Below are 16,779 nucleotides of genomic sequence, written 5' to 3' on the forward strand. Positions count from 1 at the left end.
TTGTTCCGAAAGTCCCGCTTTTCGTTACAATCTTTTTGTGAACGGCACTGGCCTTCTTCAGACTTCGTAAGTTTTTAAAACTTACGAAGTCTTTTCTTTTGTGCGCCAAAAAGTATTTCACTGCAATCGGGGCTATCGAACAACTTTTCCTCTCAAACAACTCAAGTTTTGCCATCACAAAGCTGTGGATGAATCTGCGATGTTTGTGGAAAAGACAGATACAATCAAACAACAACTATAGTTATTCGTTAACTTAGATGTACCAACAACTAATCAATCATGCCGAAAATAGCCATCATATCCGCCAGTGTTAGAAAAGGACGCAAAAGCCACAGCGTAGCTTTATATTTTCAAAGGTATTTAGCGGAAAAGCAATTAGCAGAAACAGAAATCATCGATTTAGATGCATATAACTTTCCAATTTTCGAAGAACGTTTACGCTTAATCGAAAACCCAACGGAAGAAATGTTACAATTGGCTAAAACCATTACCGAGGTAGATGGCGTAATTATCGTTACTCCAGAATATAATGGCGGCTATCCAGCGAGTTTAAAAAATGTGATAGATTTACTTTATTCCGAATGGAAGCGTAAGCCAATTGCCATTGCCACGGTTTCAGCAGGTGCTTTTGGCGGTTCTCAAGTAATTACATCATTGCAGTTCAGTCTATGGAAAATAGGTGCATTAACCGTTCCTGCAATGTTTCCAGTGCCTACAGTTGAAAAAACTTTTAACCAAGATGGTATTCCTGCAGACCAAGAAGCTACCGATAAAAAAGCTGGAGTTTTTGTTAACGAGCTGTTATTCTGGATTAAAGCTAAGCAGGCTACAGCCTTATAAAGTTTATAGTTTAAAAATACATCAAAATAAAATTAATATTTTTTTAAAATCCATTTGTATCAGAAGTAAAAATGTTTATCTTTGCAACCTCGTTAGGAAGTCCTCGGATTCTCTAACTGAGAGAAAAGAAGATACCAAAGTTCGGGATGTAGCGTAGCCCGGTATCGCGCCACATTTGGGATGTGGAGGTCGTAGGTTCGAATCCTGCCATCCCGACTAACAAAAAGCCCTTTAGATTTTATCTAGAGGGCTTTTTGCATTTATCCATGAGTTTTTTGTCGTTATAGACCTGGCGTTTATCTCTTGCTTTACGCCTATTCTTATTAACATTGTCTTTGGCCTGAGGTGCAATTCTGTTTACTAGTTTCTATCGTCGATGTCTTAAATTGGTTGAAAAATAACTTCAAATGCTTTCTTAAGTTGTAAATAGCATTTGAAGTGGTTGACTTTATTTGATTTAAACAAATATGGAATGTTTTTATTTATTTTTGCTCGATTTGTCGATAATGAAGATATTTTTTTATAACTGGGTTATGTAAAATATGTTTTATGATTGACGAGTTTGAAATTTTTCATTTTAATCAGATGTTTTTATATTAAAAAACAATTTTAAGCTTAAGTTTGTTGAGTAAATCTAAATAAACAATTCACATGCTTAAAATTAGCCTTTCACGGTCCTTGGCGGCCTTATTATGTCTTGTAGCTTCGCTCGGCATACAAAAAACAAATGCTCAGCTTGTAGCTGGAGACATCCTTTTTACAGGTCTAGATTCTCAGCCAGGAATCGCCGCCACTGGCCCTCGATTTGACAGAGTTTCATTTATAGCGATGAGAGAAATTCCCGCAAATACAGTCATCTATTTTACTGATAGAGGCTATAAGGCAGGGACCTGGTTCCCAGCTAATGCCAATACTGAAGGTTCGGTAAAATTTACTGTTACTACTAAAATTAATCCGAAAGATGAGGTGCTGCTAATTTTGACACCTGCTTTTTATGATGCACTTGTAGCTGGTGCGAGTGTTGGAACGGTGCAGCAAGAAGTATCTCGTCTGTCGCTCGGCAATAGTGGCGATCAGCTTTTCGCTTATCATAGTAGTAATGGGCAACCAAATGGCCCAGGTGCAGTGCTAATTGCAGGACTACATTGGAATTATACATCGGTAACCAACGATGCGGGTTGGGACAACCTAACTACTGGAAGTAATCCGATGCTAAGTACAGTCAATTCAGATATCCCACCTGGGTTAGTCGGTGGACAAAGTGCCTTCTGGATAGGGACTACAGCTTCAGCATCAACCGAATCAGGATCTTTCAATGGAGCTGGCAAGCCTTATGGCAGCTTGGCACAGATAAGAGTTGCAGTTCTTAATAGAAGCAATTGGACAAGATATGATTTTGGCAATGGCAGCGCAAACGCAACGGTGCCTACCAACCATTTTTTTGATGCGTTGCCCGTAACCTTAACCGATTTTTCTGCTACACTTAAAAATGGTATACTTAAGGCAACGTGGAAAACGCAATCTGAAATCAGTAACAGTCATTTCATAGTGCAGAGCTCAACAGATGGAAATACATGGAAAGATATTGCGACTAAAAATGCAGTGCCTAATGCAACGAGCGGCGCTAGCTACGAGTTGGAAGCCTCAATCGAAACAATGAGCTTAGCGGGCTTTGGACTACTGGGCTTGCTTTTGTTGCCACTAACAAAAAAACGTTATCGTATAATGGCATTACTATTATTTGCTAGTTGGTTTGTTTCCTCATGTGCAAAAGAAAATGCTGATGAAGATGGATTCTTCGATAATAAACCTAAATCCCATAGAAATATTTATATACGGCTGGCCCAAGTGGACCTTAATGGAACTATAACTTATAGTAACGTCGTTAATCTAAAGATTGATTAGGATATAAAAAAAAGCCCTTTAGATTTTATCTAGAGGGCTTTTTGCATTTTTGTGCAGTCTTACAAAAGGTTGACCAAATCTTAACAATATGGTCAATAATAATTTAAACAAACTTCAATGTTCACGCCGGAGTTACAGTGAGAGTTTCAAGCGGTTAGTGGTAGAGGAATACGAGAGCGGTCATTTGAATAAAGACCAGCTACAACGTAAATACGATATCCGCGGGAACCAGTGCATCCAGAATTGGTTGCGGAAATATAGTAAATTAGCCTATCCAATATATAAAAGCATTGGCAGGCCTATGAAAGACCAAGATCAACAGCGACTCAAGGAGCTCGAGTCCGAGCTAAAGGAAGAGAACAAGGCATTGGAGAAGCGGTTGAGGGAAGCAGAACATCAGCTTTCGATGTACAAGAAATTTGTTGAGATCGCCGAGCGGGAACTGAACATCGAGATCCTAAAAAAGTCTGGCTCCAAGCAGTTCAAGAAATAGCACTTCTGTCCACTAAGAACACTATTAGTAAGTTGTGCAAGCTGTTTGGTTACACGAGGCTTTTTATATAAGGCAAGATGCAATAGCTCAAGAAAGACGGTTGCTGAGCAGGAGATCAGAGAGATGGTCTTGAACATCCGGCATAAGCTACCGCGGACCTGAGTCCGTAAGCTGCATGTGATGCTAAGGGAAAGCATGTCCCACAAGAACATTACGGTTGGACGCGACAAACTTTTTGGGATATTAAGATCACAGCATCTGCTGGTCCAACGTAAAAGCAAGTATACCAGAACAACCGATTCGAAGCGTTGGATGAGGAAATACCCCAACCTAACAAAGGGGCTGGAACTTACCAGGCCTGAGCAGCTATGGGTTTCAGATATAACCTATCTACAAACAGTTGGGGGAAATGAATATCTGCATCTGGTTACCGACTCAGGCTCTAAGTTAATAATGGGCTATGAAGTCTGTGGAGATATGAAGTCTGCATCTACGAAAAAGGCGTTGGAGATGGCCATAGGCAAGAGGGAGTATAAACATAAGCTCATCCAACATTCCGACAGGGGGGTACAATATTGCAGCTACGATTATATCAGGCTTTTATCGAAAAACCACATCAAAATCAGTATGACTGAAAATGGTGATCCATATGAAAATGCAGTCGCAGAAAGGGTCAATGGAATTTTAAAGGACGAATTTGGATTGGACGGAGTCTTTCAGGGGAAAGATCAATTATATGAACAAGTGCATCAGGCGATCGAATTATACAACCAGATGAGATTACATTCCTCGATAAATATGTTAACGCCAAGGCAAGCGCACTCAAAGCCCAAAATATTTGTGAAAAGGTGGACGAAAAAAGAACCATCAAAATAGATTTTAATGGTTCTTTTAATTTTATAATTTAGTAAAACAAATAGTCGACTTTTCCAAGGACTAGACACCGTGAGCTTTGCATAATTTCTAGTACGAACGGAGGTTGCTATTTTCCAGGATACACAAATAAACACTTAATTTTCATAAAGTTATTGAAAGTGGAAATCAATCTTTAAAAAGGAATTCATCAAACAGGTTTTTATTTGTTACAAAAAAGATTAGTTTTGCTTCACGCCCTTCTAACCAAACAAAAAAATACAATTGTCTTCAGTGACTATGAAATCTCATTATTTAAAAAAAGGATTCTTTCTTTCATAATGGAAAATAGAGATATTATTCTTGGTCTTAAAGCTGGCGATAATGATGCGTATAAAGTTTTATATGACCAACATTATAGTGCACTTTGCTTATATGCGTATAAAGTTACAGGGAACTCCTATACTGCTCGCTCCGTAGTTAATGATGTGATTTTTTCGATTTGGAAAAATCGTTCAGAAGTGCAGATTCAAAATCTGAGAAGTTATCTATTAACAGCCGTACGAAACCGTTGTTTCAATAGTTTAATGGCAGAAAAAAGGCGGGGCTATATCCATGCTGAACTTCCTGAAGACAATTCTTTTCAAAATGAAGAAATGTCTTATGATAAAGAATCTACCCCGATGGATTATTTACTCGCCAAAGAATTAGACACTAAAATTTTACGTAGTATTGATAAGATGCCTCAACAAACCCGTGAGATATTCTTGTTAAGTCGATACGCTGATTTAAAGTATCACGAAATAGCAGATAGATTAGCTATTTCAGTAGATGTAGTCAAATATCATATCAAACAAGCGCTTTTTAGGCTGCGAGAAGACCTTCAAGATTATTTTTTCAAAAAAAAATAACATTAAGTTTACCCTAAGTTCTTTTTGAATTGTCTTTTAATTGTCAGCACCTCCCAAAGGGACGACAAAACTTAAATGGAAGATAGATCAAAAGAATATTGGTTGGAGCTAATTTATGATGCTCTCACTGGAAATATAACTAAAGATGATGCTGATCAATTGGCGGCATGGTCTATGCAATCGGTTGAACACAAAGTTTTTTATGAGGAAGCTGTTGCTTTTTTTGAGATGATGGAATTTGGTCAGCAGTTGAGTGATCATGAAATAGAAGCAGCATACAAAGAGTTCTTGGATAAGAAGGAAGTAAAATCTGTGCCTTTGTATAAACGTATACTTCCTCATATCTCTGTTGCCGCTGCGCTTTTGCTCGCATTTTTTATTGGTCTTTATGTGTCTGAACTTAAAAGCAATACGGTTGTTGAAACCGTTTTCGCTGTCGATAAAGGCTCAAAATCAAAAACTATTTTACCTGACGGTACAGAGGTATGGCTTAACTCGGCAACAAAGCTTATTGTTAATCGAAATTTCGGTAAAAAAGATAGGAGGATTAAATTAGAGGGGGAAGCTTTTTTTGATGTAGCCCATGATAATGAGAAGCCTTTTATTGTCGAAACATCTGCTCTAGATGTAAAGGTACATGGTACGTCTTTTAACCTATCTTGTTATCCCAAAGAAGAGACTCGGGTAGCCTTGTTTAAAGGTTCTGTAGAATTGCTTTCCGTTAATGGTAAGTCGGTGATGATGAAGCCCGATGATGTAATTGCTTACAGGGCGGAAACAGGCAAATTTCGTGTGATGAATGAAACTTTAGAAAAGGAATATGCTTGGAGAGATTCGAAAATTATTTTTAGAAACGAAAAATTTGAACAGATAGCTTCTCGTCTTGAGCGACTGTTTGATGTAGATATATCAGTAATGAATAAAGATATTATGAGTAAGAAATTCACAGGGGATTTTGTTCAAAATGAGCCTCTTCCAGAAATTCTTGGGATTATGTCTAAAGTAGGAGGATTCTCCTTTAAGATAAAGGGGCGTCAAATAGTAATTTATTAATGTACAAAGGTTTCTTTAGCGAAACAAAAATTCTAACCATAAATTGTAAACCATTAAAAACCTGATTATGAATAGAGAAAAGACCTAAAGATAAGATCAAAAAAAAGAATCGGAGGATATTCGCAGTATCCCCGATTCTAAAATTTAGAATAAACTTAATTCGTCTAAACTTCAATTATTTCGCATAATGTACAAAAAAATACACTGTGATGGATATTTATTGCCAAAAAAATGTCGCCACGGTATTATCAAGACAATGAAAGTAACTGTACTTTTGATGTTTGCCCAAGTGTTTGCGGCCGTAGCATCGGTATATTCGCAAGACGCCCGTGTGTCGCTGAATATCAACAATCAACCCCTTTCAACAGTAATATCAACTATCAAAGAGCAAACTTCCTACTCTTTTTTCTTCGATGCCGAAGAAGTTGATGTCACGAGAAAAATAAGTATCTCTGGGAAAGATATCAAAGTTAAGGATGCACTAGAAAAGGTGCTAAAACCTGTAGGACTTGAAACAAGAATGAGCGGTAATCACATCCTGATTATTAAAAAAGAAGCTCCAGCTCAGCAAAAAGAGGTGAGAGGAGTGGTTAAGGATGATAAGGGATTGCCTATAGGTGGTGCTTCTGTAGCTGTAAAAGGTACTAGTGGAGGAGCCCTAACAGATGCCAATGGAAATTTTCGCTTATTAGTTCCTTCTGCTAATTCAGTTTTAGTGATTTCATATATAGGTATGAAGACTTTGGAAATGCCTGTAGGAACAGAAACTGTTTTGAACATTACGCTTCAAAGTTCTGAAATTGTAATGCAGGAAGTGGTTGTAACCGCTTTAGGTATTAAGAAAGAGGCAAGGTCACTTTCTTACCATGTGCAACAACTGAGCGCAAATGAGGTTAACAGGGTTTCTGATGCTAACTTCGTTAACAACCTGAATGGTAAAGTTGCCGGTGTCACCATCAACAGTTCTTCATCTGGTGTTGGTGGTTCATCTCGTGTGATTATGAGGGGGGTGAAATCTATTTCCGGTAATAACAATGCGCTTTACGTGATCGATGGTGTACCAATGCCTAATTTATCAACCACGCAACCTGAAGGAGTGTTTGCTGGAGCAGGACAGACTGGAGATGGTATTTCCAATATCAACCCAGAAGATATCGAAAGTATCTCTGTATTAAGTGGTCCTTCTGCTGCTGCATTATATGGTAGCTCTGCTGCTAATGGTGTTGTTTTGGTTACCACTAAAAAGGGTGTTCAGGGAAAATTGTCACTTAATCTTTCAAATAGTACTACTTTTTCTAGTCCATTGATTTTACCTGAATTTCAGAATACCTATGGACAAACGGAGCAGGGCAGTTACTACAGTTGGGGCGATAAACTCGCTACACCTTCGAGCTATAATCCATCAGATTTTTTCCAGACTGGATCGAACGTTACCAATTCAGTTAGTTTGTCTACTGGAACTGCTCAAAATCAGACCTATTTTTCTGCAGGTACGGTAAATGCCCAAGGAATTATTCATAATAACGACTATACCAGGTTAAATTTCTCTGTTCGCAATACTTCAAAATTTCTTGATGATAAGATGACCATGGATCTTGGTTTTATGACCAGTAATGTGAAAGAACAGAACATGATTTCACAAGGTCTGTATTTCAATCCATTGGTTGCTATCTATCTTTTCCCTGCAGGTGATGATTTTGCGAAAGTAAAAAGCTTTGAACGTTACAATGCTTCGAGAAACTTTCAGACACAATTTTGGCCCTATGGTGACCAAGGTTTATCTATGCAAAACCCATACTGGGTGACCGAACGTAATTTGTTTATGAATGATAAAGGCCGTTACATGGCTAATGGGTCTGTTAAGTATGAGTTTGCTAATTGGATCAATTTAAGTGCTCGTGCTAAGATAGATAAGAGCAATGATCGTTTTGAAAAGAAATACTATGCTTCGACCAATACTTTGTTTGCGTCAGACAATGGTTATTATTCATTAAACGGAACTAGCACCCGTCAAGTATATGGAGAGGCGTTATTAAATATTAATAAAAATTTTAACGATAATATGTTTGGCCTGACAGCCAATATAGGTGCCAGTATAGAGGATGTTAAGCATGTTCAGGATATGTTTGGCGGAAGATTACACGGTGTAGCTAACTTATTTACATCCGCAAACGTGAATAGGACTACGTCAGAGTATGGCCAGTCAGGATTTCGTAGACAAAAAAACGCTGTATTTGCGAGTTCGCAATTAGGTTATAAAAGCATGGCCTACTTAGATGTAACCGCTCGTAATGATTGGGCTTCTACACTGGCTGGCTCAGATGTTAACTCATTTTTCTATCCAACGGTAGGTCTTTCGGGTATCATGACAGATATTTTTCCAATTAAGAGCAATGCCTTGTCTTACTTGAAGTTAAGGGTTTCTTATTCTGAAGTTGGAAATGAGCCTAATGTATTCTTAACTATACCTACTTACTTGTTGAGTGGTAGGTTGCCAAACACTAGAACGAGAATGCCTAATACAGATTTGGTACCAGAGCGAACAAAATCATGGGAAGCTGGAGCCAACTTGATGTTGTTTAAGAGTAAGCTGAAATTAGATGCTACGGTTTATAAATCAAGTACCTATAATCAGTTCTTTGAGCCAACTTTATCATCTTCATCAGGCTTCACCAGTGTAATTGTAAACGCTGGACAAGTTGACAATAAAGGTATTGAGGTTTCTGCCCGTTACAGCGACAAGTTTGGTAAATTAAACTGGACTACAGGTGTAACTTACTCCCTTAACAGGAATAAAATCATTGCATTGTTACCAGGTTGGGTAAATCCATTAACTCAGGAGGTAATTAGCTTATCTGAGGTAAATAAGGGTGGAACGGCAAGTTACAGGATGATATTGAAAGAAGGCGGTACAATGGGTGATATCTATGTAAATACCTTGAGAACGGATGAGCATGGAGCGATTTATGTACATCCTTCAGACCAAGTGGTGGTAGCCGACGCAAATAATTTTGTGCGTGCTGGAAATACTAACCCTAAGTACAATCTAGCTTGGAACAATAGTTTCGATTGGAATGGTCTCTCTCTGGGATTTTTATTTACTGGCCGTGTAGGTGGTATTGTAGTTTCAAATACACAGGCGGTATTAGATGCTTTTGGTGCTTCCAAAGCTTCTGCTGATGCAAGAGACCAAGGAGGTGCGTTAGTAAATGGATACAGAATTCCTGCGAGAGAGTATTACCAAACTGTGGGTGGTGGTTCTTCGGGTATCGGTTCTATGTATACTTATAGCGCTACGAATGTGCGTTTGGCAGAGCTTTCTTTAGGATATAATATTCCAATAGAAAAATGGACTAAAACGATCAAAGGTTTAAATGTATCTATGGTAGGTAGAAACTTATTCTTCCTTTATAACAAAGCGCCTTTTGATCCAGAATTAACTGCGAATACATCAACTTATTATCAAGGGATAGATTATTTCATGCAGCCAAGCCTTCGTAACCTAGGTTTTTCTGTAAAGGTTCAGTTTTAATATTTTAATAAAAGAAATGATGACAATAGATAAAATATTCTCATTGAGGAGAAAGCTATTCCTTTCATGTATTTCACTGGCATTATTTAATTCATCTTGTAGCAAATTTGAAGAATATAATACCAATCAGCATGATGCTACGGAATTGATTATGACTTATGATGATCTTAAAACAGGTGCTTTTTTTGCGCAGATGCAAAAGAATGTTGTTTTGTTTAAAGATGGTTCAGGAGAAGGAAGCAATCAAACGAGTGACTATCAGGTTGCACAGGGGCTTACCAGCGATTTGTATTCGGGATATATTGCGCCAACAGGTACTTGGTACGGAGGTGTACACAATGGTTCTTATAATTTTATAACAGGCTGGATAGAGAAAACTTTTACTTCCGGATTTGTTGGTGTAATGCCTGCATGGCAGGAAATTGTTAAAATAGCAAGAGAACAACAACGCCCACAGGTGGCTGCTTTGGCAACTGTAGTTAAGGTAGAAGCGATGCACCGCGTTGCTGATGCTTATGGACCAATTCCATACGTCAATTTTGGAACTGGTACACTAAGAAATAATTACGATGGATTGGAAGAAGTATATACCAAGTTTTTTGCCGAGTTAGACGAGTCTATTGATGTATTGACCAACTATGTACAAGGTAATCCTGGGGCTACAATTTTGCCAAAGTACGACGTGGTTTATGCTGGGGATGCAACCAAATGGGTTAAATTTGCTAATTCACTCCGCTTACGCTTGGCTATGCGTATAGCTTATGCTAATCCTAGTTTAGCAAAAATAGAAGCTGAAAAGTCTATCAATAACCCTATAGGTGTAATTACCTCAACAAACGATAGAACCTCTTTAAAGCATTCGATTGACTTGGTGTATTACCATCCTTTATTCGAAATTTCGACTACGTTTAATGCAGGGGAAGCCCGTATGAGCGCCTCTATGGATGCTTACATGAATGGTTATAATGATCCTCGTTTAGCAGCTTACTTTACTAAAGCTACAGGTGATGGTGGTTATCATGGTGTACGCTTAGGTATTACTTCTTCTGTTTGGACGAGGTATGTAGATCCAACTAGGATTTCTGGCTTGAACATGAATCAGAGTTCTACCGAAATCGTTTGGATGACTGCTGCAGAATCCTATTTTCTGAGATCAGAAGGAGCACTTAGAGGATGGTCTATGGGTGGTACAGCTCAAGAACTATACGAAAGAGGAATTAGTACTTCATTTGAAGAAAATGGTGTAGCTGGGGCAGCTACTTACATTGCTAATGCTACCAATACGCCAAGGGCTTTCACAGATAATGCAGATGGATCTAGTTTTAATGCAACGCAACCAAGTACCATTACAGTAGCGTGGAATCCAGCGGCTTCTACTGAGCTTAATCTAGAGCGTATCATCACTCAGAAATGGATTGCTATGTATCCTGATGGACCTGAAGGGTGGGCCGAATTTAGACGTACAGGATATCCTAAGTTAATTCCTGTTGTAACCAATAGCAGTAATGGAACCATCAATACAGCTACACAGGTTCGCCGTATTCCTTTTCCTCAATCAGAGTACAATAACAATCGTGCTGGAGTGCAGGTTGGTGTATCTAAACTTGGTGGACAAGATAACGGCGGTACTAAATTATGGTGGGACAAGAAATGATCGAATATTCAACAATAAATTTGAGTAAGATGAAAAAAACTAAAATTCAAATATTTGGCATGTTGCTGTTCACTTTGTTTGCTTCGTTGTTATTTACAGGTTGCGATACAGAAGTGGAGGCTTTGCAAGTTCAGAAGTTAAAAACTTACGATGAGCAGTATTATAAAAACTTACGTGAGTTTAAGAAAAGCAAGCATGAAATCAGTTATGCTTATTATGAGGCGTGGTCTCCGGTAGAAGGTGTTGGCGGTACCAAATATCCCGCATCTTGGGGGGAGCGTATACTTGGCTTACCTGATAGTCTTGATATCGTAAACCTTTGGATGGGCATCCCAACAAAAGATACTCACCCGCTGGCGTATGAAGATATGAAGATATCGCAAGAGAAATTGGGAACACGTTTTGTGATGCACGCAGATGCTTCCCACTACAGACATAAGTTCACCGTAGATGGCGTAAATTATGATATGGGAGGCGACGGTAACAACATCAGTGATGCTACCATGGCAGCCTATGCAAAATGGATTATCAACCAAGTGTTGGAGCCAGGTCTTGATGGGGTAGATGTAGACTGGGAAGGTTGGAATGGACCTAACTTGGTTAGACTGATTAACGAACTTAGTAAAGAGTTTGGGCCTAAAGGAAAAGACCCAAGTAAATTATTGATCGTTGACTTTTTTAACAGCAATCCGCCAACATCTATCATCCCTTATTGCGACTATTTTGTAAGTCAATCTTACTCTAATCAAACCGGGGGAATATACCATCCGGCTGGTTTCCCTTATGAAACAATGATTTATTGTGAGACTTTCGGCGTTTTCTACGCCACAGGAGGTAGGTTACTTGATTACGCAAGATGGCAACCCTCAAGTGGTCGTAAGGGAGGAGCAGGAGTTTTCTTCTTGGGAAGAAATTATTACTCTTCGTCAGGTATACCTTATAACGAGTTCAGAAAGGCTATTCAGATCATGAATCCGGCGGTACACTAATGCCAATGCTTACCATTCAAGAATAGATAAACAATTATATTGAATAGATATGAAAAAGAAATTTAACTTAAAATCGAGCCTATATGTTGTGTTTAGCTTGTTGCTAATCACAGTGGGGTGTAAGGATTTTGACTATAATAAAAATGTAATCCTCGTAACTGGTACAGATAGTAATCCTGTTACAAGGTTTGTGGTAGAGAATACCCCATCATCTTATACCGTAACTGCTTCTACAACAGATAAAGTTTCACAAGATGTGACAGTGAATTTTGCGGTTGATAATTCATTGATAGAAGAGTATAACCGTACGCACCGAACCAGCTATTATGCAATTCCGGCGTCGGCTATACAAATAGATGGATCGCAGGGCGTAATAAAAGCAGGAAGTGCGGCTTCAACAGGTATTACTGTTAGAGTGGTGTCTACGGCAGATTTTATAGATGGGCGTACTTATGTTATTCCCGTTACGATAAAAAGTATAGAGGGTGCTAAGATTGATATTTTGGAGCCATCTAGGACTATCTTTTTAAGAGTGTCGAGGGTAATCAATTTCAACTCATTAAACATGAATAACACTAACTTGTATAGTAATTTCATATTTGAGGATAATAAGGCTGTTAATTTGGCTAATTATACTTATGAAATTAAGTGCTATGTAAATGCTTGGCATACCAGTCCTGAGCCAATTAGTCGTTTGTGCAGCTTTACAGCTAAAGACGAGTCTAGATCGAACATGCTTAGGTTCGGAGAAATTGGCCAAGATATAAACTCTCTACAATGGGTTAGTCCGGGTGGAAGTTTAATTTCTGCCAAACGTTTCAATCCAGGTCAGTGGTATACGATTTCTCTAACCTTTGATGGCAAGAAATATGTGATGTATGTTGATGGTGTAAAAGATGCTGAATTGATAGGTACTACACCTTCTACCTTCCAAAGATTTGAATTAGGAATGTCTTGGGAAAATTATCCATCGAGACAGTACTTTAACGGCCGTGTTGCAGAAGCCCGTGTTTGGAACAGAGCTTTGACCGCTAACGAGCTACAATTAGGAATATGTGGTGTAGATCCTAAGTCTACAGGTTTGGTTGCCTATTGGAAATTCAATGAAGGTACTGGATATATCTTTAAGGATGCTACAGGAAATGGCTACGATATGGATTGGTCTAAAACCGTTAGGGACAATACTGGAAATGGTACCTTAAACACATTTGATAAGAGAGCTTTTGTGGGTTGGCAATTTGATGGCGTAAATAAATGCAGTCAATAAATTAAAATTAGTATGATGAACAAACATATTTCAATAAACATCAGGTTTATAATAGTTTCATTTCTTACTGTCAGTGCAGCTGTATTTCAATCATGTAGCAAAAAGGAAACTTACGACGTTACAGGAGATACTGAAACTAGGATCTTTATTAATTCTGAGGGGCGCAGTTCACTGGCCAACCTCAAAAATAGTTTTACTTATGCCATACAGCATACGGTAGAAGGTTCTACCAGTAATGCCGATATTCAGGCTAAGTTTCCTGTTTTATCTACCAAACCGGTAAGTAGTACCGTTACGGTAAATGCGGAAATTGACAATTCTTTAGTAACAGCTTATAACGCGGCTAACAATGTTTCTTATGAGAAATTGCCAAATGGTTTTGCTACGCTTACCAAGACATCGGTTACTATAGAACAAGGTAGTAGCATTTCATCAGATCAGATATTGGTTTCAGTTGATCCTTCTAAATTTGCGCAGTTGACTGCTCCTGCTTATCTTATTCCTATCAAGTTGTCGTCTATATCAAGTAGCTCGGCGAAAATTAGCACAAATTATCAGACAGCATATATTGTGATTAATACTAAAGAGGTAATTGTTAAGCCTAACGTAGCTGCAACTGGAATGTTTGGAGCCCTTGTTACCAATTATTCGGCATGGGGAATTACAGCCAGTGCCACACCTAATACAGGAGTTGCAACACAAATGTTTGATAATAGTACAACAACTCGTTGGGGTTTTGCGACACATCCTTTAACAATTACTGCTGACATGATGGAGACCAAGACTATTGGCGGATTAAGGTTGTTCGCTTATCGTGCTGCAACAGGCTTTCTATTCAGTAATGTTATAGTATCTGTTAGTAACGATGGCGTAAATTATACTGAATTGGGTACAGCAACCAACTCGACAATGGTTAATGCTTCAGGTTACCAATACATTGGTCTTTATAAAACTGTTCAGGCCAGATATATCCGCTTGGCATTAACTTGGACATCTACAAGTCAGCGAGGAATTTCTGAATTGGGTGTTTACGTACAGTAGCCAATAAGAATTGATGTATTTAAGAATTTAGTTACACCAAATTCTTTCTGAGAGGCTGTCTCAAAAGCCATAAAAAGATCCTGAATTAAATTCAGATTGGCATTTATAAAATTTTGAGACAGCCTCTTTTTTTTGTAGCACCACGATATAAAGAAATCAATGCATATTCAATTTGTTGTTGACGACAACTATCCTGAATTGTCTTTTTGTTAATCTTTATCAAGTGAAACTTAAAGAGAATAGAACGAGAGTGTCTATATAACAATCAGAATTTACCTCACATCATCTTAGTGGGTTTGGGATGATAAGGAAGCATAAATAACCAAAAAATAATCAATGAGCAGGAAGTTAATTCTTAAAATTACTCTTATATCTATATTTCTGACTAGTTTTTCTATTACAGGTTACGCTCAGAAAAAACATACTTTCGAGATCAAAGACGGACATTTTTTATACGACAGCAAGCCTGTTCAACTCATTTCGGGAGAAATGCATTATCCCCGTATTCCTCATCAATACTGGCGTCACAGGTTTAAGATGTTAAAGGCGATGGGATTAAACACTGTTGCGACCTACGTATTCTGGAATGCACATGAAACCGAAAGTGGCCAATGGGATTTTTCAGAAGATAAAAACCTACGTCGTTACATTGAAATTGCTGGCGAAGAAGGGCTGCATGTGATCCTTCGTCCAGGACCTTATGCCTGTGCCGAATGGGAGTTTGGTGGCTATCCGTGGTGGCTGCAAAAGGTAGATCAACTCGAACTTCGTAGTGATAATGCAGCATTCTTAGCTGCTACAAAGAATTACCTCAAGCGTTTATATCAAGAAATTGGTGATCTACAAATTACAAAAGGTGGACCGATTGTAATGGTGCAGGTAGAGAATGAATTTGGTTCTTACGCATCTCAGCGAAAAGATATTCCGTTAGAGCAACATCGAAAATATAACCAAAAAATAAAAGATCAATTGGTTGAAGTCGGGTTTGATGTTCCTTTTTTTACTTCTGATGGAACTTGGTTATTTGATGGAGGAGCTATTGATGGCGTGCTGCCAACGGCAAATGGAGAGGGAAATATCACCAACCTAAAAAAAGCAGTTGATCAATATCATAATGGTAAAGGACCATACATGGTTGCCGAGTTTTATCCTGGTTGGTTAGCGCATTGGGCAGAGCCTCATCCAGCCATAGATGCGTCTATCATTGCTCGTAAAACAGAAGAATATCTACAAAATGAGGTGTCTTTTAATTTATATATGGCTCATGGAGGAACAAACTTTGCCTTTACAAGTGGCGCCAATTACGATAAGAAGCATGGCATTCAGCCTGATCTTACCAGTTACGATTATGATGCCCCTATTAGTGAAGCTGGTTGGGTAACACCCAAGTTTGATTCCTTGCGTAACGTCATTAAAAAGTATGCTAAATACAGTATTCCATCTGTTCCTGCACCTCATAAAGTAATTGAAATACCAGCTGTTAAATTAACTAAAGTAGCAGATGTTTTAAATGTTCTGGCAAAGCAGAAAGCTGTTCAGCACAATAAGCCACTTACTTTCGAACAACTGAATCAGGGATATGGCTATGTACTATATTCTCGAAAGTTCAACCAACCCATTTCTGGGGAATTAAATGTTCCAGGTTTACGTGATTATGCCGTTGTATATGTTAACGGAGAAAAGGTAGGCGAGCTGAATAGGTATTACAACCAATACTCCATTACTGTAGATATTCCATTTAATTCTACACTTGAAATTTTAGTGGAAAATATGGGAAGAATTAATTATGGAGCTGAAATAGTTCATAATACTAAAGGAATTATACGGCCTGTCACTATTAATAACATAGCGCTAGAGGGTAACTGGGAAATGTACAAATTACCAATGGAGCAATCTCCTGTTTTGGATAATCTTTCAAAATCTGATGTTTATAACGTAGGAGAGACCAAGGCTAAAGCATTACAAGGAAGACCAGCTTTTTATGAAGGTGCTTTTACTCTTTCTGAAGTAGGAGATACTTTTCTTAATATGGAAGATTGGGGCAAAGGGATTGTTTTTGTGAACGGGAAAAACTTAGGTCGTTACTGGCAAGTTGGACCTCAGCAAACTTTGTTTGTACCAGGGGTATGGCTCAAAAAGGGCGAAAACAAGATTGTCGTTTTCGAACAGATCAATGATAAATTGAAAACAGTTGTCGGTAGTACCAAAGTTCCGGTTTTAAACAAGTTGAAATAAAATATAG

General features: G+C 38.3%; 10 protein-coding genes, 1 tRNA gene and 1 pseudogene. All 12 read left to right on the top strand.

Translation table 11 applies throughout. The features are described from left to right. Window positions 1–279: 279 nt before the first annotated feature. The 12 genes and pseudogenes from CRO54_RS14060 to CRO54_RS14120 all read left to right on the top strand — a co-directional run bounded on the left by CRO54_RS14060 (window position 280) and on the right by CRO54_RS14120 (window position 16,772). Window positions 280–840, top strand: a complete 561-nt coding sequence (locus CRO54_RS14060) for an NADPH-dependent FMN reductase (protein ID WP_097132710.1) — start codon at window positions 280–282, stop codon at window positions 838–840. Window positions 841–982: 142 nt separating this feature from the next. Further along, window positions 983–1,056, top strand: a tRNA-Pro gene (locus tag CRO54_RS14065). A 435-nt stretch (window positions 1,057–1,491) separates the two neighbouring features. Further along, window positions 1,492–2,745: a hypothetical protein gene (locus tag CRO54_RS14070; RefSeq protein WP_138765834.1), complete on the top strand. Its 1,254-nt coding sequence runs from the start codon at window positions 1,492–1,494 to the stop codon at window positions 2,743–2,745. Between the two features lie 88 nt (window positions 2,746–2,833). Beyond that, window positions 2,834–4,114 (top strand): annotated as a pseudogene (locus CRO54_RS21730) (IS3 family transposase). A 203-nt stretch (window positions 4,115–4,317) separates the two neighbouring features. Next, complete coding sequence (locus CRO54_RS14085; RefSeq protein WP_179747346.1) at window positions 4,318–5,001, top strand: RNA polymerase sigma-70 factor; 684 nt, start codon at window positions 4,318–4,320, stop codon at window positions 4,999–5,001. Window positions 5,002–5,076: 75 nt separating this feature from the next. Continuing rightward, on the top strand, window positions 5,077–6,054 hold the full coding sequence (locus CRO54_RS14090) for a FecR family protein (protein WP_097132715.1): 978 nt from the start codon (window positions 5,077–5,079) through the stop codon (window positions 6,052–6,054). A 187-nt stretch (window positions 6,055–6,241) separates the two neighbouring features. After that, on the top strand, window positions 6,242–9,586 hold the full coding sequence (locus CRO54_RS14095) for a SusC/RagA family TonB-linked outer membrane protein (RefSeq protein WP_205943992.1): 3,345 nt from the start codon (window positions 6,242–6,244) through the stop codon (window positions 9,584–9,586). A gap of 19 nt (window positions 9,587–9,605) precedes the next feature. Beyond that, window positions 9,606–11,240 carry a RagB/SusD family nutrient uptake outer membrane protein gene (locus tag CRO54_RS14100; RefSeq protein WP_097132717.1) on the top strand — a complete coding sequence of 545 codons (1,635 nt, stop codon included), beginning with the start codon at window positions 9,606–9,608 and terminating at the stop codon, window positions 11,238–11,240. Window positions 11,241–11,269: 29 nt separating this feature from the next. Further along, window positions 11,270–12,229 carry a glycoside hydrolase family 18 gene (locus CRO54_RS14105; RefSeq protein WP_097132718.1) on the top strand — a complete coding sequence of 320 codons (960 nt, stop codon included), beginning with the start codon at window positions 11,270–11,272 and terminating at the stop codon, window positions 12,227–12,229. A 49-nt stretch (window positions 12,230–12,278) separates the two neighbouring features. Next, complete coding sequence (locus CRO54_RS14110; protein WP_097132719.1) at window positions 12,279–13,496, top strand: BT_3987 domain-containing protein; 1,218 nt, start codon at window positions 12,279–12,281, stop codon at window positions 13,494–13,496. Between the two features lie 15 nt (window positions 13,497–13,511). Beyond that, on the top strand, window positions 13,512–14,537 hold the full coding sequence (locus CRO54_RS14115; protein ID WP_171047916.1) for a BT_3987 domain-containing protein: 1,026 nt from the start codon (window positions 13,512–13,514) through the stop codon (window positions 14,535–14,537). Between the two features lie 336 nt (window positions 14,538–14,873). After that, on the top strand, window positions 14,874–16,772 hold the full coding sequence (locus CRO54_RS14120) for a glycoside hydrolase family 35 protein (RefSeq protein ID WP_097132721.1): 1,899 nt from the start codon (window positions 14,874–14,876) through the stop codon (window positions 16,770–16,772). Window positions 16,773–16,779: the final 7 nt, after the last annotated feature.

Origin of the sequence: Pedobacter xixiisoli, from assembly GCF_900215335.1 — a bacterium.
Classification (GTDB): Bacteria; Bacteroidota; Bacteroidia; order Sphingobacteriales; family Sphingobacteriaceae; genus Pedobacter; species Pedobacter xixiisoli.